This window comes from Paenibacillus sp. NPDC058177, assembly GCF_042883835.1.
Taxonomy (GTDB): domain Bacteria; phylum Bacillota; class Bacilli; order Paenibacillales; family Paenibacillaceae; genus Paenibacillus_AQ; species Paenibacillus_AQ agri.
Genome location: NZ_JBHVVB010000003.1, coordinates 332,801 through 355,612, shown reverse-complemented (window position 1 = coordinate 355,612; position 22,812 = coordinate 332,801). Strand labels below are relative to the sequence as shown.

Sequence of the window (22,812 nt, the reverse complement as noted above, 5' to 3'; positions counted from 1 at the left end):
AATTAGAATATTTGATATAAATAATAGGATATATTAATATAATATTCACTTTTATCAAAAATTTGTATGTTTAATAGTTTACAAAAAAACGCCCGGCACAATTTGTGTCGGACGTATGCAATAATCCCTGTGGCTGCAGGGTTTCTCTAACATCAATCAGCACCGCCACCTGAATCGCTTCCGCCGCAGTCACTCACCGAGTTACTAGCTCCGCTGGAATCGACGCTGCTATGGTTGTACCCGGCATTCGACTCATGACCGCCCGGATAGGATGAGTCATCATGAACAGGACGATCCTCCTCATGTGGTCTTGTATAGTCCTGAAATAAATTTGGCTCGGAAGCCGCTATGAAGCCTGCAGAATCATTATTGCTGTATTTTGTTGATTTTCTGCCGGTTTTCTTGCTGTTATCACGTAAAATGGTTTGCATAATGATAAACACCAGCACACCAATTGCTAAAATCCCAACGCCCATTCGATCGCTCCTTTTAAAAAGGACTCCAAGGTCTTCTTCAGAATTGTACCACATTCCCTGAAGCGTGGGAGCCGAAATGTGTAGAAAGGGCCATGCAGTACTATATTTATCTGTACTCGGAAGTGCTGTGCAAGATGATTGGTAAGGGCTTGCGTTCTAGCTCCCAATTTGCTAACATGTAATGTAACTTAATCATTGTTTGGTTTTCTAGGGTTCCGCAGCTTATTCAAGCTGGTCAGGTCCGAGGGAAAACGCACGAATCAAGAGATTCGTGTTCACACGGAGGGATAAAAGCCCGGGAGGAATCGTCTGTTATCGACGAATACCTCCCGGGCTTATTTTATTGTGACCAATGAGAAGGTTAAGAGCTAATAAGGGGGAAAAACAGGTGAAGAAGAATCTGGATTGGACCAAGGTTGTGGTCGCTGCCTGCTTTGAGGTGATCTGGGTTATCGGCCTGAAGCATGCCTCCGCTCCATGGGAGTGGCTGGTCACGATCATTGCGATCGTTGTCAGCTTCTATGGGATGATCTCAGCCAGTCAAAAGCTGCCTGTAGGTACGGTTTATTCTGTATTCGTCGGACTGGGCACAGCGGGTACGATTATGGCGGAGATGATCTGGTTCGGAGAACCGTTCAAACTGCTGAAACTGGTGCTCGTGCTGATTTTGCTGGCGGGTGTGGTGGGGCTGAAGCTCGTTACCAAGGAAGAACCCAGTAAGGAGGTGGCTTAAATGGCGTGGTTATTTCTCGTAGTAGCCGGTATATTGGAAATGTTCGGTGTAACGATGATTAACAAATTGAACAAGGACCGCAACTGGCAGGCCTTCTGTCTACTGCTGCTTGGTTTTGGCGGGAGTTTTATCTTTCTGGCGCTGGCGATGGAGAGCCTCCCGATGGGTACGGCCTATGCAGTTTGGACGGGAATCGGCGCTTCAGGCGGGGCCATTCTGGGCATGCTGTTGTACGGTGAGCCGAGAAACTGGAAGCGGATTGTTTTTATCGTGATGATTCTCGGTGCGGCGGTAGGGCTTAAGGCGATAGCGTAGTCTCGTTCTTTTTATTATTATAAATTTAGACACGTTCCCCAGGTTTCGATCGTTCCTAGGGGGTAAGTATAATAAATATACAACTCACTTATTAAGGGGACTTCAAACATGAACTGGCAGGTCAGTGAAGAAGAATTAGAAGCTATCGGGCAGGCCAACCGTAAGAACCGTATCCAGCTTCCGGATGGCGCATCGGTGCCCAGAATTGGTCAGGGAACCTGGAATATGGGTGACATATCTTCCGCAAGGGAAGAAGAAATTTCCACACTGAGGCTTGGCGTGGAGCTGGGTCTGGATCTCATCGACACGGCCGAGATGTATGGCGATGGCAGATCAGAGGAAATGATCGGTGAGGCGATTAAAGGAATACGCGATAAAGTCTTTCTTGTCTCGAAGGTATATCCGCATAATGCCGGTAAGGAACGACTTGCCCGGAGCTGTGAAGAAAGTCTGAAACGGCTGAACACGGATCACCTTGACCTTTACTTACTTCATTGGCGTGGAGAAATTCCGCTGGAGGAGACGGTGGAGGGCATGGAAGCATTGGTGACTGCCGGAAAGATTGCCAGATGGGGTGTATCCAACCTGGATATTGAGGAGATGCAGGAGCTCCAGCGCGTTGCGAAGGGAAGCCGCTGTATGGTGAACCAGGTGCTGTATCATCTCGGTTCAAGGGGCATCGAGAATGATCTGCTGCCTTGGATGAGCGGACATAAAATTCCGCTTATGGCCTACTCGCCGCTGGCGCAGGCGGGGGCTCTCCGCAAGGGGCTGGTAGAGAACGAGGTTGTCCGTGAGATTGCAGATGACCATCAGGCAACACCTCTTCAAGTGCTGCTGGCTTGGTCGATCCGTGAGGCTCTGGTCATGGCCATTCCTAAGGCGTCTTCGCGGAAGCATGTGATCGAGAATGCAGCAGCTGTAAGGATTAAGCTCAATAATGATGAATTGTTGAAGCTGGATTATGCGTTCCCGCAGCCTTCCTGGAAAGTGCCATTGGATATGGTCTGATTATCAACAAATACGACTGGATTGGAGTTCCGACCGGCTTGCATTTGCCGCCCATACAGGGTAGCAAATTTGCAGGCCGGTTTTTGTTTGTGTAAGTCTTGCTTCAGGTTGGCATTCTGTTGTCAGAGTGTATGAATTCCCCAGTGCTTGGAGAAATTAACGACAATCTTGTGCTGTCAATAGCCGAAAGATCAAGTGGAAAACCGTGAATATCTGGAAGGTTGCGAAGGCATTTTTCGCGTAGTGCTGCGGCTTTTCGGACCTTTGATGCCAAATGGCAGGAACTCTTAAATGTTGTCAACAATGTTCATGCCGAAACCGTGTTTTCAATTTGGTGACAAAGAAAGCGCTTTGATTTACCATGTGGTCATAGGGGATTTCCTTTACACCGAAGACGTGAAGGTATCCTGCTTGAATAACTTTAAGGGGGCTTATTACAATGGCCACGGAAACAAAACAATCTTCATCCGGTGGTGCACGGGTGAAAGTCCAACAATTTGGCCGTACTCTTAGCGGTATGGTTATGCCGAATATCGGAGCATTCATTGCATGGGGCTTGATTACGGCTTTATTCATTCCAACCGGCTGGTGGCCGAATGAGAAGCTGGCAACCCTGGTTGGCCCGATGATTACTTATCTGCTGCCGCTGTTAATTGGTTACACTGGCGGAACGATGGTTCACGGCAAGCGCGGTGGCGTAATTGGTGCAATTGTCACTATGGGTGTCATCGTAGGGGCAACAATTCCGATGTTCCTTGGAGCAATGGTTGTGGGACCTTTGTCAGCCTGGGTACTGAAGCAGTTCGACAAGGCTGTGGAAGGTAAGATCAGAGCAGGCTTTGAGATGCTGGTCAACAACTTCTCGATTGGTATTATTGGTGGTATTCTGGCTATCGTGTCCTTCAAAGGAATCGGGCCGCTCATTCAAGCCTTGACGAACGCATTATCCTCAGGTGTAGAATTTTTGGTGAATCATCACCTGCTGCCACTCGTTAACATTATTATCGAGCCAGCCAAAATCTTGTTCCTGAACAACGCTATCAACCATGGTATTCTTACACCGATTGCTGCAGAAGAATCCCTGAGACTTGGAAAATCCATTCTGTATATGCTGGAATCCAACCCAGGTCCGGGCCTCGGTGTTCTGCTTGCCTACTGGCTGGTTGGACGCGGTTCCGCTAAGGCTTCCGCACCAGGCGCAGTTATCATTCATTTCCTGGGTGGTATTCATGAGATCTACTTCCCGTACATTCTGATGAATCCTCGTCTGATCCTGGCGGTTATCGGTGGTGGTGTGACGGGTACGTTCACATTCCAGTTGCTCGGCGCTGGTCTGACTGGTGCAACTTCTCCAGGTAGTATCATTTCTTATATCGCCATGACTCCTAAAGGCGGTTACCTGCCAATGTTTGCCGGGGTCATTGTAGCAACTGTTGTATCCTTCCTTATCGCTTCTGTTCTTCTTAAGACAAGTAAGAAGAACAACGAAGACACTGATATTGAAGAAGCAGCAGCCAAAATGAGAGACATGAAAGCTGCCGGAAACACTACGGCTCCAATTGCAGCTCCAACTGCAGCAGCTCCAGTAACAGCATCTGCAAACGAAAATGCCGCTAATGCAGGAAACGTTCGCCGCAAAGAAGATGTGAATAAGATCGTCTTCGCTTGTGATGCAGGTATGGGTTCCAGTGCGATGGGTGCCTCCGTGCTAAGAAAGAAATTGCAGGCAGCAGGGGTTAACATTACAGTTGTGAACTCCGCAGTCAGTGAAATTCCGGCGGATGCTGATATTGTTGTCACTCAGAAAACGCTGACCGAACGTGCGATTGCCAGCAATCCGAAGGCAGAGCACATCTCTATCGACAACTTCCTGAAGAGTCCGAAGTACGATGAGCTTGTCGAGCGTTTGAAGTAAGTGATAAATGTGTAAGATAATCATTCAAGAGTAGTTTAGGATTAAATAAGGGAGACGCTGGCGGCATTTATGCCAGCGTTTGTCTCCATGTAGGCGAGGGTTCCGGGAATGAGGAAAATGACCGCCAGACAGCGACAAATGATAGGACTTCTCCTTGGGGTGAGCGAAGAGATCACCGCTGCCGAGATCGCTGCGGACACTGGTGTCAGTGTCCGCACCGTTCACCGGGAGATGGAGGATATTGAGGGCATCCTGAAGGATTTCGGCCTCGATTTGAGCCGGAAATCCGGTAAAGGGATCCAGCTCAGCGGGCCGGAAGGTGGCCTTGAGGCGCTGCGGGTATACTTGCGGGAAGAGAAGCCGGCGGAATATTCCGGGGAGGATCGCAAGATCTATGAACTGTGCTCCCTGCTGGAAGCTGAAGAGCCAGTGAAGCTCTTTGCGCTGGCCCATTCGCTGAAAGTCACCGTAGCAACCATTAGCTATGATCTGGATGAACTCGAGCCATGGGTCCGCAAATTTGGCCTGAAGCTCGTTCGAAGGCGCGGGTATGGCGTAGAAATTACCGGCACCGAAGTGGATAAACGCCGGGCCATCGGCCGGCTGGCTGCTGAGCATCTGGACCAGTCAGATCTGGTCGGCCATGTGCTGCCTGCACAAGGTAACCCGGTATTTAATATGCTGCTGTCCAGCGTGGGCAAGAACAAACTGATGGATGTAGAGAATACGCTCTGGGACATGGAATGGAAATGGACTGCGGAGCTGCCCGAAATCGTCTATATGGAGCTGCTGCTGGGGTTGTCTGTCACTGTACGACGGATCTGTATCGGCAGGGAAATTGATCTCACGGAAGATGTGGGGTACCCGCGAATGTCCGACCACCGGAATATTGCTGCTTCGGAGCAATTCGTCCTGCAACTGGGCCATATCCTGGGTATGACATTTCCGAGAACAGAAATTCTCTATATAGCAGGACTGTTCGACCGGGTGCAGGAGTCATTCTCTTCGACTGGTTTTGCGTACGGGGACATCGAACTGGTGGAGATTGTCTACAGACTGACGGATAGTGTCGCAAAGCGTACCGGGGTTCCATTCCTGCGCGACCGTTCCCTTCGGGAAGGAGTGATAGAGCATATCAATCCTGCTTTGAAGCGGATTCGTGAAGGAACCCGCATCCGTAATCCGCTACTGGGTCCGATTCGTAAGGATTACGAGTATTTGTTTCAGACTGTCCGGGATTCTGTAGAAGATCTGAACCTGGATCTTGTCATTCCCGACGAGGAGATTGGCTTTCTGGTGATGCACTTCGGCGCCTCCATGGAAAGACTGAATCAGCTCAGACGCAGTGTTCGGGCCATTCTGGTCTGTGCCAGCGGACTGAGCTCTTCACGGCTGCTGGCTACCAGGCTGAATAAGGAGTTGCCGCAGATTGAGGTCATGGGCAATGTCTCTTGGTATGAGGCAGCCCGTCTGCCGGAAGAAGATTATGACCTTATTATCTCCACTATCGATTTACCCCTGCCGGGTGATCGATATATCAAGATCAGCCCCCTGCTAACAGGGGAAGAAATAGAGAAGCTGCTGAGCTATATACAAAATACTGTGCCGAAAGAACGTGAAGAGCCTCCTGCAGGTGAATCAGGGACTGTTGTTCGGGAAGAAGCTGCTTTCGACCGAATGAAGAGTTATAGCGTCATTTTGGAAGAGATGCTCAGTCTGATTGAACGCTTCCGCCTCTATTCGCTCGATAATAGCGGAATGAACCTGCCGGCCACTTTGGCCGTCATGCTCGACATGATTGCAGATTTCGGTGTGATCGGTGACACCGGGCTGGTACTGGACCGGCTTCTGGAGCGGGAACGGATGGCCAGCCAGGTGATTCCGGATACCCGGCTGGCGCTGTTCCATACACGGAGCAGCCATATTCATAAGTCTTCCCTGACGCTGTACCGGCTGGAACAGCCTGTACAGCTTGATGGCGAGACGGAAGTCAGGGTTATCCTGCTCATGCTTGCCCCGCGCAAGCTGTCCAAGGAAAGCCTGGAGGTCCTGAGCGAGATCAGCGCTATGCTGCTCAATACAGAGCTGGTAAAGCTGCTGGAGGAGCGGGCGGAGCCGGAAATCCGGCGGTATCTGTCGTCCGAACTTTTACGTTTTTTCGAAAATAAACTTTGAAAGTGAGAGAAACCATATGAGTATACTGTCTGAAAATAAAGTAATGATGAACGCCACTGCCAAGGATAAATATGAAGCCATTCGAATGGCCGGGCAGCTATTAGTAGACGCAGGTCATGTAACCGAAGAATATATTCCGAAGATGCTGGACCGCGAAGAGGTAGTCTCCACTTATATGGGTGAAGGCTTGGCTATTCCTCACGGCACCAAAGAAGGCAGACCATTCATCAAGTCCACTGGACTGTCGATTCTGCGCTTCCCGGATGGGGTGGATTTTGGCGGCGATGAGCCAGCATTTGTTGTCATTGGTATTGCCGCAGCTGGTGACGGACATATGGAGATCCTGACTAATGTAGCGATGATCTTCAGCGAAGATGATGCCATCGAGCGTGTTATGAGTGCAGCGACACCGGCTGACGTTCTTGCCATCTTCGAAGGAGGCCTCGAGTAATGAAGGCTGTACACTTTGGCGCAGGCAATATCGGCAGAGGGTTTATCGGCCTTCTGTTGTCCCAAGCAGGGTATGAGGTTACTTTCGTCGATGTGAATGAGGCGTTCGTCTCGCAGCTTAAGCAGCGTGGTGAATATCCTGTTACCTTGGCCAGCGAAGGTCAAGAGACAGTGATTGTTCGCAACGTCACAGCACTCAGCAGTGTCACACACGGTGATGAGGTAGCGGCAGCTATTGCTGATGCTGATCTAGTGACTACCGCTGTAGGTGTATCTATTCTGAAACATATCGCGGGTGCTGTTGCCGAAGGGATTACCCGGCGGCTGGCGGGTTCCTCGTCGCCACTGCACGTCATCGCCTGCGAGAATGCTATCGGCGGCAGTGCACAGCTCAAGGAGCTGGTGTATGCCAAGCTGGATGAAGAGACTAGACGTAAAGCAGATGCTTCGGTTGCATTTCCGAATGCCGCTGTGGACCGGATTGTCCCACTGCAGCAGCATGAAGATATCCTGAAGGTGGTTGTCGAGCCGTTCTATGAATGGGTTGTGGATGCTTCGCAAATGATTCCGGGCTACAAGCCTGTAAACGGGGTTCATTATGTAGATAACCTGGAGCCGTACATCGAACGTAAACTGTTCACGGTGAATACGGGTCACTGTTCTGCGGCGTATCTAGGCTACTTGAAGGGCTACGAAACCATTCAGCAAGCAATGGCCGACGATGCATTGACTGCACGTGTGCGCGAAGTGCTTGAGGAGACTGGGGCTGTCCTGGTGAACAAGCATGGTTTTGATAAAGCCGAGCATGGCAAGTATATTGATAAAATTCTGGAGCGCTTCCGTAATCCGGCGCTGACGGATGAAGTCTCTCGTGTCGGACGTTCTCCGATCCGCAAGCTGTCTCCGAACGATCGTCTCGTTTCTCCGGCAGTTCAGGCGTATGAAGCAGGACTTGCTTTCACAGCTCTGACACGTTCGATGGCAGCTGCGCTGTTGTTTGATGTTAAGGATGATCCAGAAGCAGTCGAGCTTCAGGCTTCCCTTGCAGATATCGGACTATCGGCAACAGTGGCTAAATATACCGGTCTTGCTGCCGATCACAAGGTGCATCAGTCGGTCTTGGCGGAATATGACAAGTTAAAGGCAAACTAGAATTAGCCCTGTCGGTGGCAGGGATAAATAAAGGCAATTAAACAAAGACGGCCGGGATATTCTCCCGGCCGTCTTTGTTTCGTTCATATGTGTTTGTCCTGATTAGCTGTTCTCCAGGATTGTCTGCAAGGTGGTACGGTCAAGTCCTTCTACTAGCTTGATCAACAACTCCTTGGCAGCCGCGTAATCATCGCTATGGATGACTGAGGAAGCCGTGTGGATATAACGGGAGCAGATTCCGATCACTGCAGAGGGGATTCCGATGCCGCTGACATGTACTTGTCCTGCATCAGTTCCGCCTTGGGAGACAAAATACTGATATTTGATACGGTGAGTGTCGGCGGTATCCTGTACATACTCGATCAGGCCGCGGTGGGTGATCATTGTTGGGTCGTAGATGCGCAGAAGCGCTCCTTGTCCAAGCTGGCCGAAGGCCTGACGATCACCGGTCATGTCGGCAGCTGCACTGGCGTCCAGGCCGAAGAAAATATCCGGATTGAGCAGGTTGGCAGCTGTACGAGCGCCCCGCAGGCCTACTTCTTCCTGTACGGTGGCACCAGCGTACACGGTGTTAGGAAGCTTTTTGCCGGATAACTCTTTGACAAGCTCCAGGGCCAGACCTACACCGTAGCGATTATCCCAGGCTTTAGCCAGGATCTTCTTGGGATTGGCTAGTGGAGTGAACGGGCAGATTGGCACGATCTGCTGACCTAGAGATACGCCGAAGCTTTGAGCTTCCTCACGGCTATCTGCACCGATGTCGATGTACATTTTGCCGATCTCACTTGTCTTGGTGCGCTCTTCATTGCTCAGCAGGTGGATAGGGGTGCTTCCTACAACACCTGTCAGCGGACCCTTCGGTGTAATGATGTGCAGCCGCTGTGAAGACACCGCTGAGGAGAGCCATCCGCCTAGTGGCTGAAACTTGATCATTCCATTGTCAGTGATGCCGGTAACCATAAAGCCGACTTCGTCGAAATGTCCCGCCACCATGATCTTAGGACCGTTCTCTTCGCCGCGCAGCACGCCGAACAGGCTGCCGAGGCGGTCCTGGACGAATTCGTCGGTATAAGGGGACATAGCCTCTTTGACATAGGCGCGCAGCTCACGCTCGAAGCCCGGGGCTGAAGGGAATTCGGTAAGTGTTTTGAACAAATCGAGTGTTTCTTGATTCATATGCAATCGCTCCTTTACTAACGTCTAGTATGAACATTTTGGAACCACTTGTCCACGTCTCGCGGATAAAACGACACCGGGCGTCGTCTCCACGAATACTATGCAGTAGTAGCCCTGATCGCAGGGGCTGAAAGAAAGGAAGCGATTGATAACGATGAGGGTTATGAGAAGCAGGCCTCAAGGAAGGGTGCAGACCCGGGCTGTCTATGGATATGGTGTCCGGCGCAGATACAGCACGCGGTATGGTCCGCCGAATGAAGCGGTGTTCATCTTAATACTGTTTTTGCTGCTTATTGTAATCCTGCTGTATTTTACCTGAGCACAGGAGGACATAAGGAGGGACCAGATAGCGAACAATAAGGAAAAACTTCTAAGCGAAGACAGTTCTGGAGCCTGTAGAAGCGGGAACCTGACTGCTACAGGCTCCTCTTCGCTAAACCATAGGAGGTGTGCTCATTGCCGGTTAAAACAAAGCGTTCAGGGGTTAAGCTGAAGCTCGATTCCTTGACCCCGGAGTCCTATGAGAAATTGTCCAAGCCTTATGTTCCTGCCCGTCCTGTCGGAAAAAACTGTATCCGTGCCTTTCTGGCTGGCGGTCTGATCTGTCTCATCGGACAAGGTATCCAGGAAGCATATATGGCGATCTTCGGAATGAGCTCTAGGGTAGCGGCCAGTCCAACCGTAGCTACACTGATTCTCATTTCCGTTATCCTGACCTGTTTCGGCGTCTACGACAAGATGGCGCAATGGGCTGGTGCTGGTACGGCGGTGCCGGTTACGGGCTTTGCTAACAGCATGTGCTCCGCTGCGCTGGAGCATCGGGCCGAAGGGCTTGTGCTCGGTGTAGGTGGCAATATGTTTAAGCTGGCAGGTTCAGTTATCGTTTTTGGAACCGTTGCAGCATTCATCATTGGTGTAATTTATGCCTTGATGGGCTTTGGAGGTGGACATTAAATATGAAGCAGCTTGGCAGCCAAACCTGGGAATTCACTTCACGACCTGTCATTTTGGGGTCTTCCTCCGTTGTCGGTCCTGAGGAAGGAGAGGGGCCGCTGGCCTCGGATTTTGACTTTATTTATGACTCGCTGAAGATGGGCGAGAAGACTTGGGAAAAGGCAGAACGGGTGCTGTTCGAGAAAGCCTCACAACTGGCTCTTATAAATGCCGGCGTGAAGCAGGAGGATCTGGATTTCTTTGTTGGGGGCGACCTGATGAATCAGATTATCAGCAGCTCTTTTGCAGCCCGTAAGCTTGGGGTTCCTTATCTTGGTGTATTCGGTGCCTGTTCTACGTCTATGGAGAGTTTGGCCCTTGCGTCAATGATTGTGGATACAGGCGGTGCCAAGCTTGCGCTGGCCGGAACTGCCAGTCACAACTGTACGGTGGAGAAACAGTTCCGTTTTCCAACAGAGTACGGATCGCAGAAGCCGCCTACCGCGCAATATACCGTCACAGGCTCGGGCTGTGCGATTGTCGGCCGTAATGATGGTTCTGTCAAAGGGCCGGTAGTGACGCATGCCACAATTGGACGAGTAATGGATTTGGGAGTTACTGACCCCTTTAATATGGGGAATGCCATGGCCCCGGCTGCAGCAGATACCATTACGGCTCATTTTCGCGACACGACCCTCTCCCCTGGACATTATGATCTTATTGTAACCGGAGATTTGGCCTCCGTAGGCCTGCCGATCGCCAAGACACTGTTGGCTAAGGAAGGGATACCAATGGAACAGACCCGGTTCGATGATTGCGGTCTGCTCATTTATGATCTGGAGAAGCAGAAGTACGTCATTGCAGGAGGAAGCGGCTGCGGCTGTTCCGCAGTGGTAACTTATGGACATATCTTGAAGCGCCTGAGAAAAGGTGAGCTCAAAAGAGTATTAGTAGTCGCTACAGGTGCATTACTATCCCCGATATCCTATCAGCAGGGTGAGAGCATTCCTTGTGTTGCACATGCAGTGTCCCTGGAGAGTGGAGGTGAAGAAGCATGATTTATTTGTGGGCCTTTCTGGTTGGCGGAGCGATCTGTGTTATTGGACAGCTAATGTTCGACGTGCTGAAGCTGACACCTGCGCATACCATGAGTACACTCGTCGTAGCGGGCGCAATTGCCGATGCCTTCGGTCTGTATGATCCGTTAGTCAAATTCGCTGGTGCGGGCGCTTCTGTACCTATAACGAGCTTTGGTAATTCCCTGGTGCACGGGGCGCTGACGGAACTGGAGCGGGATGGATGGATCGGCGTAGTGACCGGGATTTTCGACATCACAAGCGCCGGGATTTCATCAGCTATTGTGTTCTCGTTTCTGGCTGCACTTCTGGTCAGACCGAAGGGATAAGGGATACTTACAAGCAGGCTGGGATGACATTCCTGGCTTGCTTTTTCTATGCGCTGAAGTATTGGGATTGGCTAGTGATTTTTTTTACATACATAGAAATAGCATTATCTATAATTCAGTTGCTTCCATAATGTACTTTGGGTCCCCTAATCATGTAAAATAAAATTAATACTGCTTCATTCTGACATAGGAGGTTTACCATTCATGCCCGTACGTCAAGAATCTATGCATATCATGAACACTGTACGCCACAACCTTGAATCCTGCATCCTTGGAAAATCATTCGAAATACAGCTCCTGCTGACAGCAATGCTCGCCGGAGGTCACGTCCTCATCGAGGATGTGCCGGGTACGGGTAAAACCCAACTGATTCGTGCACTGTCCAGATCCATGTCCGGCGATTACCGCCGTATCCAGTGCAATCCTGACATTCTGCCGAGTGATATAACCGGTGTATCCGTCTATCACCCTAGGGACGAAATGTTCCATTTCCGCCCGGGACCGGTCATGACGAATATTCTACTCGCAGATGAAATTAACCGCGCCACAACCAAGACGCAATCAGCGCTTCTTGAAGTGATGGAGGAACGTAATGTCACCGTAGACGGCGAGACGTATACGCTTCCACATCCGTTTATGCTCTGCGCGACCCAGAACCCGATTGATTTTGAGGGGACGTATACATTGCCGGAAGCCCAGCTCGACCGGTTCATGCTGCGCATCAGTCTGGGTTATCCTGATGCGGAGACAGAGAAGACGCTGCTGCTTACGCATCAAGACGGCCAGCCGGTAGACAAGCTTACCCCGGTCACCAGCATGGAGCAGATTGCTATGATCCAGGAAGAGATCCGTGAGGTCTACATCAGCGAACCTGTGCTGAACTATCTGCTGGATGTGGTGCGGATGACCCGTGAGCATCCACTGGTGCTGCTCGGTGCAAGCCCGCGTGCCTCTCTGTCCTTCATGATGGCCTGCAAAGCCTTTGCCTTCTTGCAGGGGCGTGATTATGTACTGCCTGATGATGTCAAGATTCTTACCCCTTATGCATTGTCACACCGGATTCTGCTGCGTCCAGAATCGCGCCTGGATAATATTAGTGTTGATTCCCTGCTGCAGAAGCTCCTGCAAAATATCCATGTGCCTGTCACAATGAGGCAATAACATGAAACGTTATCTGTCTGCGGCGGCCGCTGTCATTCAGCCGGCGAAGTTCGCCGGCATCCTCGCAATTTGGGGTATTACATTGCTGTATGTACTGTTTCAAGGTGGAAAAACATCGATTATGCTGTTTATTATGGTTTCTGTTCTCATCCTTTATCTAATTATCGGAGGGCTCGGCGGTGTTCGCCGGGCTACCGGTTCCCGCAGCTTCCATTCTGAGCAGGAGAAGCCTGATCTGCTGTCCGCAGGCGGACACCTGCGAGTGCGGCTTAACGTAACGATCCCCGGCTTTCTTCCGCTGCCCTATGTTGTTGTGCGCGAAGTAATGAAACGACATAACGGTGAGAGCTGGGTATTCGAAGATAGCCTGATTACGAATCTCAAGGGTCAGGGGGAACTACGTTTTCAGACACCGCCAATGGAACGCGGCAGCTATACTTTCGGGGAGACGGATATTCTCAGCGAGGACATTTTCGGACTCGTGGAGCACAAAGGTTCATTTGCGGCCGGAGGCCAGTTCCGGGTCCTTCCCCGGGCGATATTCGTTCCACGCTGGCAGCTGTATGAGCGCAAATCAAGGCTGGCCGGTCCGCAGGTCTCCCTGGCTCAGTCCAGACGCGAGACCACACAGATCAATGGTGTTCGTGATTATGCATACGGTGACCGTCTGACTCGCATTCACTGGAATGCCACTGCCAAGACTGGAGCCTGGAAGTCTAAGGAATTCGAACACGAATCCATTCCCAAGACGATGATAGTCCTGGACGGCGGCTCGGGAGCATATGATACGGCTGCACAATTGGAACTGGCAATCTCGATAACGGCTTCACTGCTTGGTTTTGGTATCCGTGAACGGATTGGCATAGGCCTGTGCTGTCTGGATAAGACTACCAAGGTCTTCTCTCCGGCTGAGAGCGGGGCGGAGCGGCAGAAGATGCTGCATTACCTGATAGATATCAATGCCGAGGGTCGGGGCTCGATTGTGGCCCGGCTGGAGAAGGCGCACCGAATGTTCCCTAAGGGGGCTTATTTCGTGCTGGTCAGCCCGTTGAGTGGGCAGCCTGTGCTGGAGACCTTGCGCTGGGCGGAAAGCCGTGGCATGACGCCTTCTCATCTGCATGTACAGAACCCGGCAGGGGTGAATCGCAGCGGGAGCTGGCTGGAAATTTTGAAGGCCCGCGGGGTTACAGGTTATAGCATCGATTCGCTTCAAGAACTTCCTGCTGTATTGGGAGGGGAATCCTGAGATGAAAAGCTGGCTTAATCTGCTGAAATCAAACTGGCATTATGCGTTTAGCCTGTTATGGGCGACCATCATAGCCTTGCAATGGCTTTCTTATACTGATCCGGTCTGGCTGCGAGAGACGACGGCCTCCGTAATGATTGTTCTTGTTGCTGTAGCAATTATAGAAATACTATTGCCCATTCAGCGGGTATATCGCCTGCTAATCGAAGCCTGTGCAGTGCTGTATCTCCTGTACCGGACGCTTCTGCATTTTGGAATTTATGATACAGATATGATTTATGAGACCAAAGGAGAATGGCTAACGGATATCGCAGCCCAATCTACACCGTATCTGGCTTTTGTCCTTGGGGCGTGGGCGCTGTTGCTGTTAACCTCCTGGTGGGTCAATACAAAGGCGCGCATTCTGATGTTTATCGGAATGAACATTGCTGCCTTCGGGGCACTGGATTCCTTCACTTCATCGGTGTTGTGGCAGGAGGTTGCGTGGACAGTGTTCGCAGGGATGGGCTGGCTGGTCAGTCAGCATCTGCGGAGTTTCCAGGTTCGTTATCCGCACGGCTGGTCCTATTTGCTGGATTATCCCTTAAAAGCTGTTGTGAATATCGCCATTATATTTTCATTGGTCATTCTTACAGGAATCAACATGCCGGAGGTTCGGCCTACATTGACTGACCCTTATACGGCTTGGAAAGAATGGAGTGGCGATGGTCCTGGTGCTGGTGGCGGGTTATCAAGCTCAACAGACACGAGCGGCGGGAAGAGTTCAGCCAACAAGACCTCCTCCGGGTACAGCCTGGATGACAAAAAGCTGGGCGGCGGGTTTAATTTTGATTATGCGCCCGTAATGAGCGTCATATCCGATCTGCGCACATATATGCGTGGAGAGACCCGAAACGTATATTCGGGGAAAGGCTGGAGTGATGATGATCGGCTGACAAGAGGTCCGCTTCGGCCTGCAGAGGTCGGTACAACCCTGGACGCTATCCCTTCAAAGATACAAACTCGTGAGTTAAAGCAAACGGTAAGGATGCTAAACAGCTATGAGTACCCCGTAATCTTCGGGGGCTACTCCATTACAACCGTAAATTCTGTTAACGAAGAAGCTCAGAGCGATGGCCTGTTCTGGCGGAACCGGGACAGTGAGCTTTTGTGGGATGCAGACGGGAAGAAACTCCCTTACCCCCAGACTTATGAAGTGACTTCGGCAGTTCCGGTCATTCCTGTTCAAGAGCTAAGCAAGAAAAGCTTTGATCAATTGTACGGCGGTAAAGAAATTGATCCGGCGCTATTGAAACTGCCGGGGGATTTCCCGGAACGGGTAAAGGAGTTGGCTAAGGAGATTACGGCCGATGCCAGCACTCCGTATGAAAAAACAGCGCTATTGCAACAATATTTACAGCTGAACTTTCCATACACCAATCAGCCAGATCTCTCGCGTGCCAAGAGTTCTGATTTTGTGGATAGCTTCTTGTTTGAAATTAAGGAAGGTTACTGCGATTATTACTCTACCGCACTTGTCACAATGGCCCGTTCCCTGAATATTCCTGCCCGCTGGGTGAAGGGCTATGCGCCGGGAGAGCAGCCCGAGATGCCGGATAATCTGGGAATGCGGCCGGGTGGAGCAGCCAATAACAATTATACGATTACAGATGCGGACGCCCATTCCTGGGCCGAGGTGTATTTTGGGGAATATGGCTGGGTTCCTGTAGAGGCGACGCCAGGCTTCAACGTTCCGTTGTTAGTACAGAATGAGACCCCGGACCGTGATACTCAAACAGATCAGCAGAACGAGGAGGACCAAGAAGAAGCAGCCAAAGCTGCAGCGGCAAGCCAAAAGGGATTCCGCATGGGAACTTGGGCAGTGGTATTAGCTGCGGCGGTATTGTTGCTGTGGGGTGGGTTCCAGCTTTGGAACCACCGTCTCAAGCTGCGTTTTCTGCTGCAGCGCCTGAAAGGCGGCGGTCCTTTGACCCCCGATCAGAAAGTGCTGATTGAGACCGGTCGTTGGGTCAAATATATGCGGCGCAGAGGCATGAGGAAGGAAAGCCATGAAACGCTGCGTGAATCGGTGGCTCGTTGGAGCAAGGAACGGCCCGCGGCAGCTGAAAATTTGAAGGTTCTGCTAGGCATGTTCGAACAGGCGAAATACAGTCCGGATGTTATAGAAGACAAAGACTGGCGCACAGTGTATACTGAAGCTTTGCGGCTGCGGAAAAGCATGAAAGCCGGCAGATGAAGCCCCGGGGCAGATGGAATTCTGCCTTGGCTTTGTTTGCGAAGACCATAGAGTATGATATAGTTTTTTGTATGAAATCGAGGTGAACGTATTGTTTGAAAAGTTGGTCCCGAAGCTCCGGGTGAATACGGTGTTCGATATCGCTCTGGAAGAGCTGTATCAGCAAGGCTACCGGGGCATCATTACGGATCTGGATAATACGCTGGTTGGCGCGAAGGCGCCGTTAGCGACTCCTGAACTGCTGGTATGGTTCCAGAAGGTGAAGGAACTGGGTTTCAAGCTGATTATTGTATCCAATAATAATATGGACCGGGTCTCGCGTTTTGCCACACCGCTCAATATTGAATTTGTACATCAGGCCCGAAAGCCAATCAATGCTCCCTTTCATAAGGCCATGAAGATGATGGATCTGTCACCTAACCAAACGATTGTGGTGGGAGATCAGATGCTGACCGATGTGTATGGAGGCAACCGGCTTGGTTTGTACACGGTGCTTGTGTTACCCATTTCCATCAAGGATGAGGGGATCGGCACAAGGTTCAACCGTCGGGTAGAGCGGATTGCCCAAAGCAGGCTCCGCAAAAAAGGATTGTGGCACGAGGAGGAAAAACCCCAATGAATCAACACAGTGAAACACAGCGCCCTGTTAAATGCAGCGGCTGCGGCATTAAGCTTCAGACTGAGGACAGAGAGCTTCCAGGTTTCATCCCTGAGTCGGCTTTTAATCGGGAGCCTGTGATCTGTCAGCGCTGTTTCCGTATCAAGAACTATAATGAAGCTTCTTCCGTATCGGTGGATCAGGATGAGTTTCTGCGTCTGCTGAGCGGAGTAGGCGAGAAGAATGCCCTTGTCATTCATATTGTCGATTTGTTCGACTTTGAAGGCAGTTTAATTTCGGGTCTGCAGCGCTTTGTTGGCAATAACCCTGTTATTCTCGCAGTGAACAAAAGCGATTTACTGCCGAAGGTTACGAACTGGAACAAAGTCCGCAACTGGGTGCAACAACGCTGCAAAGAGCATGGATTGCGTACAGCCGAGATTGTACTCTGCAGCGCGAAGCGCAATCAAGGCTTTGACCGGCTATTGGAAGCAGTCTCTGAACTGCGTGGTCAACGCGATGTCTACGTCGTAGGGGCGACCAATGTGGGTAAATCCACGCTGATTAACCGTCTGATCTCAGACTATAGCGATCTGGATCAGGAATTGACGACTTCACGCTATCCGGGTACAACCTTGGATACAGTGAAGATTCCGCTGGACGACGGTCATTACATTATTGATACTCCAGGGATTGTCTATCCTTGGCGCTACAGTGAATTAGTGCACCGTCGTGATCTGGATGCGGTTATGCCTGTAAATCCGTTGAAACCGGCCGTGTATCAGCTGAATGCAGGGCAGTCGCTTTTCTTTGGCGGACTGGGACGCTTTGATTTTGTGCAGGGAGAACGCCAGTCGTTTACCTGTTTCATTAGTGGAACGCTGAAAATTCACCGCACGAAGCTTGAACGGGCAGACGAGCTATACGCGAATCATCGCGGCGTCATGCTGTCACCTCCGGCAGCGGATATTATGGATGAGCTGCCGCAGTGGCAGCGTCACGAGTTCCGTATTGGCCGGAACAGCCTCAGCGATCTATATATTTCGGGTCTGGGCTGGATTAAAATCAATGGAACGGAAGGTGCGGTTGTGGCCGTTCACGTTCCGCGCGGCGTGAAGGTGCTTACCCGCCCTTCGCTGATTTAGAGAGAGGGGGACGGCCGGTATGGAATCTACTGCCGTGAAGTACAAGAACGGTGATATCCTGCTGGGTGTAATGGGAGACCCTATCGGACATTCCAAGTCCCCGCTGATGCACGGTGCCGCTTTGAAAGCTATGGGCATTCCTGGGGCTTACGTGCCCCTGCATGTGAAGCCTGAGGATCTCGGCGAGGCCGTGCACGCGATTCGGACGCTGGGCTTTCGCGGGGTCAATGTCACGATTCCACACAAGGTAGCAGTGATGGAATATCTGGATCGGCTGGATGAGAGTGCACTTGCTATCGGTGCTGTGAATACCATTGTCAATGATGATGGTGTGCTCACAGGCTACAACACAGATGGCATCGGGTATGTACGTTCTTTGAAGGCAGAAGCGATCTCTGATTTGTCCGGTGCCCGGATCATGGTGATTGGGGCAGGTGGAGCAGCCAGAGGAATTGTGGCTGCCCTGCTTCAGGAAGCGCCTGCTTCCATCGTCATTGCCAACCGCACTGCGGACAAGGCTCAGGATCTGGCGGCAGAATGGAGCGGATCGGGCAGCTTGACCGGAATCTCCCTGGATGACATGGGGAAGCATTTGAAGGATATCGATGTGCTGATTAACACCACTTCTGTCGGGATGTATCCCCATATCGACGGACTGCCGGTAAATCCGGCACTGCTGCATCCCGGGATGGTGGTCAGCGACTTAATCTATAACCCGCTGCACACGCGGCTGCTTACGGAGAGCCTGGAAAGAGGCTGTATCATTCACGGAGGCCTGGGGATGTTCGTCTATCAAGGTGCGTATGCTCTTGAATACTGGACAAGACAGACTGCTCCTGTGGATATTATGCGCCAAACCATTGAGGAAAGCCTCGGCGGCGGAGCATAAGCTATGAAGTTTTTGGTTTAGGGTAATAATATGTTAATTAAGGAGTTTTGTTCATTTATGTTAACTGGAAAACAAAAACGCTACCTGCGCTCATTGGCACATCATCTTGATTCTGTATTTCAGGTCGGCAAAGGCGGCGTGAACGATCATCTGGTTCGTCATATCGAGGAAGCCATCGAGAAACGGGAACTGATGAAGATTAGTGTGCTGAATAACAATATTGAAGATCCGAAGGAAATCGGTGCTGCACTGGCCGAACAATCGGGTTCGGAGCTAGTACAGGTTATTGGGAAGACCATCGTTCTGTACAAAGAATCCCGTGACAACAAGACGATTGAACTGCCGCGTTAACATAGCAGGAATCTAACGGGAATTGAAAAGAAAACGGGGAGGCGATCCTCTTGAAGATTGGAATCATGGGAGGGACCTTCGATCCTCCCCATATCGGTCATATGTTGGCGGCGGAATCGGCAAGAGATACCTACGGTCTCGATGAAGTCTGGTTCATGCCTTCACATATTCCCCCGCATAAGCACGAAGCAGGGGTATCGGGTGAAGACAGACTGGCCATGGTGCAGGAGGCGGTGAAGCAACACCCCTCTTTCCGTACACTGGACCTTGAGGTCCTGCGAGGCGGGGTCTCCTACACCATTGATACGATCAGAGAACTGCAAACCGAGCATCCGCATTCGGAGTTTTATTTCATCATTGGAGCCGACATGGTGGAGTATCTGCCGAAGTGGCAGTCAATCGATGAGCTGGTGCAGCGCCTGACCTTTATTGGTGTGGGCAGACCTGGGACGCCGCTGGATCTGGGGTCTCTGCCTGATCATATTGCCGGCCGGGTTACACTTGCGGATATGCCGCAGGTGGATATATCATCGACGATGCTGCGGCAGCGGGCGGCTGAAGGCAGGTCGATCCGGTATATGGTACCGGATGGTGTTTATGAATATGTGCAAAGGGGTGGACTATATGGCATACAGTCGTGAGGCGCTGATTGAGGCAGTCTCTGCGCAGATGCCCGACAAGCGATGGAAGCATACGCTGGGCGTCATGGAGTCCTCCGTCAAGCTGGCGGAAACGTACGGAGCTGACCCTGTTCGCGCTGAAACTGCAGCCATTCTGCATGATGTAGCAAAATATTGGCCAGTGGAGCGCATGCGGGACATTATTGAGCAGAATGGTTTGTCCAAAGAACTGCTGTCCCATGACAAGCAGCTTTGGCATGCAGAGGTGGGAGCTTTTGTCGCAGAACATGACTATGGCATTACCGATTCCGAGGTGCTGGATGCCATAAGGTATCATACCTCAGGCCGTGAAGGCATGGGAATCTTGGAGAAGGTCGTTTGCCTCGCCGATTACATTGAGCCGGGACGTGACTTTCCGGGTGTTAATCACATCCGCAAGCAGGCGAAAGTCAGTCTTGAGGACGGACTGGTGGCCGGTTTCGATTCTACCATCAGCCTGCTGCTCGAGAAACGCCGGATTGTGTTTCCGCTGACCGTATTGGCCCGAAATGATTTAGTCAGAATATTGGAGGAAAAAGAATGAGTCTACCATCAAGCAAGCTATTGCAGTTGGCGCTTAAAGCTGCTGAAGATAAAAAAGCAATGAATGTTGTAGCGCTGGATCTGCGCAATATTTCACCGATCAGCGATTACTTTGTCATCTGTCACGGTAATTCCGATATCCAGGTGCAAGCCATTGCTACCGAGGTTCGTAAAGTCGTGCATGAAGCAGGCGGTGTCATCCGCGGTATTGAAGGGATGGATTCTGCACGCTGGGTGCTGATGGACCTGGGAGATGTGGTTGTCCATGTCTTCCACCGCGATGAGCGCGAATATTACAATATTGAGCGTCTGTGGTCCGATGCCAAGGTTGTGGAGACGGTATGAACCTGATTGCTGGAACTACAGTTACCTTAACGGTAGCACGTGAAGTATCTCCTTACGGTTATTTTTTGACCAACGGTGACGAAGAGGTCATGCTTCACTATACGGAGCTGGCTAACAAAAGCAAACCTAAAGCGGGCGACAAGCTGGAAGTGTTCATCTTCTTTGACACGGAAGACCGCCTTGCTGCTACTTTGAATAAGCCATACCTGCAGCTTGGTGAATTGGCGCTGCTGGAAGTAGCGGACATCCATCCCCGGTTGGGCTGCTTTCTGGAAATGGGACTTGGCCGTCAACTGCTGCTTCCCATCCGTGAGTTGCCTGATCTGAACGAGCTTAAGCCTCAGATTGGTGATAAAGTGTTTGTTCTTATGGAACACGACAAGCAAGGCCGTCTGCGTGCGAAGCTGGCCGGTGAGCAGGAGCTAGCTCCACTCGCGGTAGCAGCGCCTGAGTCCTGGAAGGGCCAGACCGTCTCCGCCAGAGTGTACAAGCCGCTGCAAATGGGGACATTCGTCCTTGTGGACGCTGGTGTACTGGGCTTTGGCATCATCGGCATGGTCCATTCCTCTGAACGCAGTCGACTGCTTCGCCTGGGCGAACAGATTGGAGCGCGGATATCGCATGTTCGCGAGGATGGCCGGGTGAATCTTTCGATGAGCCAGCGTAAGGAAATCGGCCGTGATGTGGATTCCACGACACTGTTGGAATTCCTGAAATCCCGTCCTGGCGGCTCGATGCCTTATTCGGATGCGACGCCTCCGGATATTATCAAGCAGCGCTTTGGCATCAGCAAATCAGCCTTCAAACGGGCGCTTGGCAAACTCATGAAGGAAGGCCTGGTTACCCAGAAGGAAAACTGGACCTACCTGGCGAGTTCGCAGGAGGATGCTTCCGCTGAAGGAAACGGTACTCCTGAGGGCGAATCCAGCCAAGACGGACAATAAGCCTGATTATAGAAAGTGCGGTGAACGCAGTGCCTTCCTACGGGAAATTTGCTTATGTATACGATGAGCTGATGGCGGACATGCCCTACCCAGACTGGATTACATTTGCCGAGACGGCCTGGAGCAAATACGGGAAGCCGCTGACGGTGGCGGAGCTAGGCTGCGGAACAGGGACGATCACAATTCCGCTGGCAGGAGCCGGCTACCGGATGACGGGCATTGACCTCTCGGAGGACATGCTAGCGGTTGCTCAGCGCAAGATGGAGGATCATCCGCACGGACGGCGTTTTCTTAGAGAGGGAAGCGTTCGTTGGGTCAATCAGAATATGAAAGCCTGGGAACTTCCCGAGCCTGTGGATTCTGTAATTTCATTCTGCGATTGCTTGAACTATGTCGTGGAAGAGGAAGATATCCGCGCAGTCTTCGCCCGTACCTATGCTGGATTGAAGCCGGGAGGAACATTCCTGTTTGACGTCCATCATCCGAATACGCTGATCCGCTATGAGGAAGAACAGCCTTTTATTCTGGATGAGGAATCCGTATCCTATATCTGGACTTGTGAGCTGGACGTGCCACGACGCGAGATTGAGCATCATCTGTCCATATTTGCCCGTGAAGAAAAAGGCAACGGTCTGTACCGTCGTTTCGAGGAGACGCACATCCAGCGCGCTTACGAACCGGAATGGTTAAAGGCGGAGCTGCTTAAGGCGGGTTTCTCCAGCGTGGAGACGTTCGCTGATTTCGAATGGGTTGAGGCGGATGATGATGCCCAGCGGTTGTTTTATATTTGTGTAAAATGATGGTTTGGGTGGCTCACTGATTTAGACTAGGGGCGGGGGGGGCGCTGAACTGGAGCCGCTACGGGCCGGAGGGTTCTTCCGATCGCTGTTAAAGTCCGATTTCTGATTGTAATAAGAGATTATAGGGTGAAATCGGACTTTAAAGGCGAACACT

General features: G+C 51.3%; 25 protein-coding genes and 1 riboswitch. Of the genes, 23 read left to right on the top strand and 2 right to left on the bottom strand.

Annotated elements, in window-relative coordinates:
• Window positions 1-152: 152 nt before the first annotated feature.
• Window positions 153-476 carry a hypothetical protein gene (locus ACFVU8_RS15550; protein ID WP_379465231.1) on the bottom strand — a complete coding sequence of 108 codons (324 nt, stop codon included), beginning with the start codon at window positions 474-476 and terminating at the stop codon, window positions 153-155.
• Between the two features lie 196 nt (window positions 477-672).
• A riboswitch (guanidine-I (ykkC/yxkD leader) is annotated at window positions 673-780 on the top strand.
• Window positions 781-864: 84 nt separating this feature from the next.
• Here ACFVU8_RS15550 and ACFVU8_RS15545 point away from each other — a divergent pair.
• The 7 genes from ACFVU8_RS15545 to ACFVU8_RS15515 all read left to right on the top strand — a co-directional run bounded on the left by ACFVU8_RS15545 (window position 865) and on the right by ACFVU8_RS15515 (window position 8,227).
• Window positions 865-1,209, top strand: a complete 345-nt coding sequence (locus ACFVU8_RS15545) for a DMT family transporter (protein WP_387428289.1) — start codon at window positions 865-867, stop codon at window positions 1,207-1,209.
• The gene (locus ACFVU8_RS15540) at window positions 1,210-1,524 is read left to right on the top strand and encodes a DMT family transporter (protein ID WP_175371129.1); all 315 of its coding nucleotides are present in this window, start codon (window positions 1,210-1,212) and stop codon (window positions 1,522-1,524) included.
• A gap of 108 nt (window positions 1,525-1,632) precedes the next feature.
• Window positions 1,633-2,535: an aldo/keto reductase gene (locus ACFVU8_RS15535; RefSeq protein ID WP_387428287.1), complete on the top strand. Its 903-nt coding sequence runs from the start codon at window positions 1,633-1,635 to the stop codon at window positions 2,533-2,535.
• Window positions 2,536-2,974: 439 nt separating this feature from the next.
• Window positions 2,975-4,450, top strand: coding sequence for a PTS mannitol transporter subunit IIBC (locus ACFVU8_RS15530; protein ID WP_387428285.1), 1,476 nt, complete (start codon window positions 2,975-2,977; stop codon window positions 4,448-4,450).
• A gap of 108 nt (window positions 4,451-4,558) precedes the next feature.
• Entirely contained in the window at window positions 4,559-6,625 is a 2,067-nt protein-coding gene (locus ACFVU8_RS15525; protein ID WP_387428283.1) for a BglG family transcription antiterminator, read from the top strand.
• 16 nt (window positions 6,626-6,641) lie between these two features.
• Window positions 6,642-7,076, top strand: a complete 435-nt coding sequence (locus ACFVU8_RS15520; RefSeq protein ID WP_066373444.1) for a PTS mannitol transporter subunit IIA — start codon at window positions 6,642-6,644, stop codon at window positions 7,074-7,076.
• Window positions 7,076-8,227, top strand: a complete 1,152-nt coding sequence (locus ACFVU8_RS15515; RefSeq protein WP_387428282.1) for a mannitol-1-phosphate 5-dehydrogenase — start codon at window positions 7,076-7,078, stop codon at window positions 8,225-8,227. The genes ACFVU8_RS15520 and ACFVU8_RS15515 overlap by 1 nt, the downstream gene beginning before the upstream one ends.
• A gap of 102 nt (window positions 8,228-8,329) precedes the next feature.
• Here the strand turns inward: ACFVU8_RS15515 and ACFVU8_RS15510 are convergent, their stop codons facing one another.
• A complete protein-coding gene (locus tag ACFVU8_RS15510) occupies window positions 8,330-9,403 on the bottom strand; it encodes a M42 family metallopeptidase (protein WP_066373448.1) in 1,074 nt (357 codons plus the stop codon).
• Window positions 9,404-9,557: 154 nt separating this feature from the next.
• Here ACFVU8_RS15510 and ACFVU8_RS15505 point away from each other — a divergent pair, with 154 nt between their 5' ends.
• The 16 genes from ACFVU8_RS15505 to ACFVU8_RS15430 all read left to right on the top strand — a co-directional run bounded on the left by ACFVU8_RS15505 (window position 9,558) and on the right by ACFVU8_RS15430 (window position 22,658).
• Window positions 9,558-9,722 (top strand): hypothetical protein, encoded by a 165-nt coding sequence (locus ACFVU8_RS15505; RefSeq protein ID WP_175371124.1) that lies wholly within the window; start codon window positions 9,558-9,560, stop codon window positions 9,720-9,722.
• 137 nt (window positions 9,723-9,859) lie between these two features.
• On the top strand, window positions 9,860-10,357 hold the full coding sequence (gene spoVAC / locus ACFVU8_RS15500) for a stage V sporulation protein AC (RefSeq protein ID WP_175371123.1): 498 nt from the start codon (window positions 9,860-9,862) through the stop codon (window positions 10,355-10,357).
• A gap of 2 nt (window positions 10,358-10,359) precedes the next feature.
• On the top strand, window positions 10,360-11,394 hold the full coding sequence (spoVAD, locus tag ACFVU8_RS15495; RefSeq protein WP_175371122.1) for a stage V sporulation protein AD: 1,035 nt from the start codon (window positions 10,360-10,362) through the stop codon (window positions 11,392-11,394).
• Window positions 11,391-11,741 (top strand): stage V sporulation protein AE, encoded by a 351-nt coding sequence (gene spoVAE, locus ACFVU8_RS15490; RefSeq protein WP_066373454.1) that lies wholly within the window; start codon window positions 11,391-11,393, stop codon window positions 11,739-11,741. The genes spoVAD and spoVAE overlap by 4 nt, the downstream gene beginning before the upstream one ends.
• A 204-nt stretch (window positions 11,742-11,945) precedes the next feature.
• Window positions 11,946-12,902, top strand: coding sequence for an AAA family ATPase (locus tag ACFVU8_RS15485; RefSeq protein ID WP_387428280.1), 957 nt, complete (start codon window positions 11,946-11,948; stop codon window positions 12,900-12,902).
• Between the two features lies 1 nt (window position 12,903).
• Complete coding sequence (locus ACFVU8_RS15480) at window positions 12,904-14,148, top strand: DUF58 domain-containing protein (RefSeq protein WP_387428279.1); 1,245 nt, start codon at window positions 12,904-12,906, stop codon at window positions 14,146-14,148.
• A 1-nt stretch (window position 14,149) separates the two neighbouring features.
• Window positions 14,150-16,384, top strand: a complete 2,235-nt coding sequence (locus ACFVU8_RS15475) for a DUF4129 domain-containing transglutaminase family protein (protein WP_387428277.1) — start codon at window positions 14,150-14,152, stop codon at window positions 16,382-16,384.
• 91 nt (window positions 16,385-16,475) lie between these two features.
• The gene (locus ACFVU8_RS15470; protein WP_066374320.1) at window positions 16,476-17,003 is read left to right on the top strand and encodes a YqeG family HAD IIIA-type phosphatase; all 528 of its coding nucleotides are present in this window, start codon (window positions 16,476-16,478) and stop codon (window positions 17,001-17,003) included.
• Window positions 17,000-18,127: a ribosome biogenesis GTPase YqeH gene (gene yqeH / locus ACFVU8_RS15465; protein ID WP_379465215.1), complete on the top strand. Its 1,128-nt coding sequence runs from the start codon at window positions 17,000-17,002 to the stop codon at window positions 18,125-18,127. Before ACFVU8_RS15470 ends, yqeH begins: the two co-directional genes overlap by 4 nt.
• 19 nt (window positions 18,128-18,146) lie before the next feature.
• Window positions 18,147-19,016: a shikimate dehydrogenase gene (aroE, locus tag ACFVU8_RS15460; RefSeq protein WP_387428275.1), complete on the top strand. Its 870-nt coding sequence runs from the start codon at window positions 18,147-18,149 to the stop codon at window positions 19,014-19,016.
• 57 nt (window positions 19,017-19,073) lie between these two features.
• On the top strand, window positions 19,074-19,367 hold the full coding sequence (gene yhbY, locus ACFVU8_RS15455) for a ribosome assembly RNA-binding protein YhbY (RefSeq protein WP_066373463.1): 294 nt from the start codon (window positions 19,074-19,076) through the stop codon (window positions 19,365-19,367).
• A gap of 50 nt (window positions 19,368-19,417) precedes the next feature.
• Complete coding sequence (locus ACFVU8_RS15450; RefSeq protein ID WP_387428273.1) at window positions 19,418-20,008, top strand: nicotinate-nucleotide adenylyltransferase; 591 nt, start codon at window positions 19,418-19,420, stop codon at window positions 20,006-20,008.
• On the top strand, window positions 19,992-20,570 hold the full coding sequence (gene yqeK, locus ACFVU8_RS15445) for a bis(5'-nucleosyl)-tetraphosphatase (symmetrical) YqeK (protein ID WP_175371115.1): 579 nt from the start codon (window positions 19,992-19,994) through the stop codon (window positions 20,568-20,570). The genes ACFVU8_RS15450 and yqeK overlap by 17 nt, the downstream gene beginning before the upstream one ends.
• Entirely contained in the window at window positions 20,567-20,914 is a 348-nt protein-coding gene (rsfS, locus tag ACFVU8_RS15440) for a ribosome silencing factor (RefSeq protein WP_175371114.1), read from the top strand. The genes yqeK and rsfS overlap by 4 nt, the downstream gene beginning before the upstream one ends.
• Window positions 20,911-21,858 carry a CvfB family protein gene (locus ACFVU8_RS15435; protein ID WP_379465207.1) on the top strand — a complete coding sequence of 316 codons (948 nt, stop codon included), beginning with the start codon at window positions 20,911-20,913 and terminating at the stop codon, window positions 21,856-21,858. Before rsfS ends, ACFVU8_RS15435 begins: the two co-directional genes overlap by 4 nt.
• A 29-nt stretch (window positions 21,859-21,887) precedes the next feature.
• On the top strand, window positions 21,888-22,658 hold the full coding sequence (locus tag ACFVU8_RS15430) for a class I SAM-dependent DNA methyltransferase (protein ID WP_387428271.1): 771 nt from the start codon (window positions 21,888-21,890) through the stop codon (window positions 22,656-22,658).
• Window positions 22,659-22,812 lie beyond the last annotated feature (154 nt).

Bases quoted from the DNA above. Each gene is read 5' to 3' on its own strand.
- ACFVU8_RS15550 (WP_379465231.1), bottom strand. From the start codon at position 476: ATGGGCGTTGGGATTTTAGCAATTGGTGTGCTGGTGTTTATCATTATG.
- ACFVU8_RS15540 (WP_175371129.1), top strand. From the start codon at position 1,210: ATGGCGTGGTTATTTCTCGTAGTAGCCGGTATATTGGAAATGTTCGGT.
- ACFVU8_RS15535 (WP_387428287.1), top strand. From the start codon at position 1,633: ATGAACTGGCAGGTCAGTGAAGAAGAATTAGAAGCTATCGGGCAGGCC.
- ACFVU8_RS15530 (WP_387428285.1), top strand. From the start codon at position 2,975: ATGGCCACGGAAACAAAACAATCTTCATCCGGTGGTGCACGGGTGAAA.
- ACFVU8_RS15525 (WP_387428283.1), top strand. From the start codon at position 4,559: ATGAGGAAAATGACCGCCAGACAGCGACAAATGATAGGACTTCTCCTT.
- ACFVU8_RS15520 (WP_066373444.1), top strand. From the start codon at position 6,642: ATGAGTATACTGTCTGAAAATAAAGTAATGATGAACGCCACTGCCAAG.
- ACFVU8_RS15515 (WP_387428282.1), top strand. From the start codon at position 7,076: ATGAAGGCTGTACACTTTGGCGCAGGCAATATCGGCAGAGGGTTTATC.
- ACFVU8_RS15510 (WP_066373448.1), bottom strand. From the start codon at position 9,403: ATGAATCAAGAAACACTCGATTTGTTCAAAACACTTACCGAATTCCCT.
- ACFVU8_RS15505 (WP_175371124.1), top strand. From the start codon at position 9,558: ATGAGGGTTATGAGAAGCAGGCCTCAAGGAAGGGTGCAGACCCGGGCT.
- spoVAD (WP_175371122.1), top strand. From the start codon at position 10,360: ATGAAGCAGCTTGGCAGCCAAACCTGGGAATTCACTTCACGACCTGTC.
- spoVAE (WP_066373454.1), top strand. From the start codon at position 11,391: ATGATTTATTTGTGGGCCTTTCTGGTTGGCGGAGCGATCTGTGTTATT.
- ACFVU8_RS15485 (WP_387428280.1), top strand. From the start codon at position 11,946: ATGCCCGTACGTCAAGAATCTATGCATATCATGAACACTGTACGCCAC.
- ACFVU8_RS15480 (WP_387428279.1), top strand. From the start codon at position 12,904: ATGAAACGTTATCTGTCTGCGGCGGCCGCTGTCATTCAGCCGGCGAAG.
- ACFVU8_RS15475 (WP_387428277.1), top strand. From the start codon at position 14,150: ATGAAAAGCTGGCTTAATCTGCTGAAATCAAACTGGCATTATGCGTTT.
- yqeH (WP_379465215.1), top strand. From the start codon at position 17,000: ATGAATCAACACAGTGAAACACAGCGCCCTGTTAAATGCAGCGGCTGC.
- aroE (WP_387428275.1), top strand. From the start codon at position 18,147: ATGGAATCTACTGCCGTGAAGTACAAGAACGGTGATATCCTGCTGGGT.
- yhbY (WP_066373463.1), top strand. From the start codon at position 19,074: ATGTTAACTGGAAAACAAAAACGCTACCTGCGCTCATTGGCACATCAT.
- yqeK (WP_175371115.1), top strand. From the start codon at position 19,992: ATGGCATACAGTCGTGAGGCGCTGATTGAGGCAGTCTCTGCGCAGATG.
- rsfS (WP_175371114.1), top strand. From the start codon at position 20,567: ATGAGTCTACCATCAAGCAAGCTATTGCAGTTGGCGCTTAAAGCTGCT.
- ACFVU8_RS15435 (WP_379465207.1), top strand. From the start codon at position 20,911: ATGAACCTGATTGCTGGAACTACAGTTACCTTAACGGTAGCACGTGAA.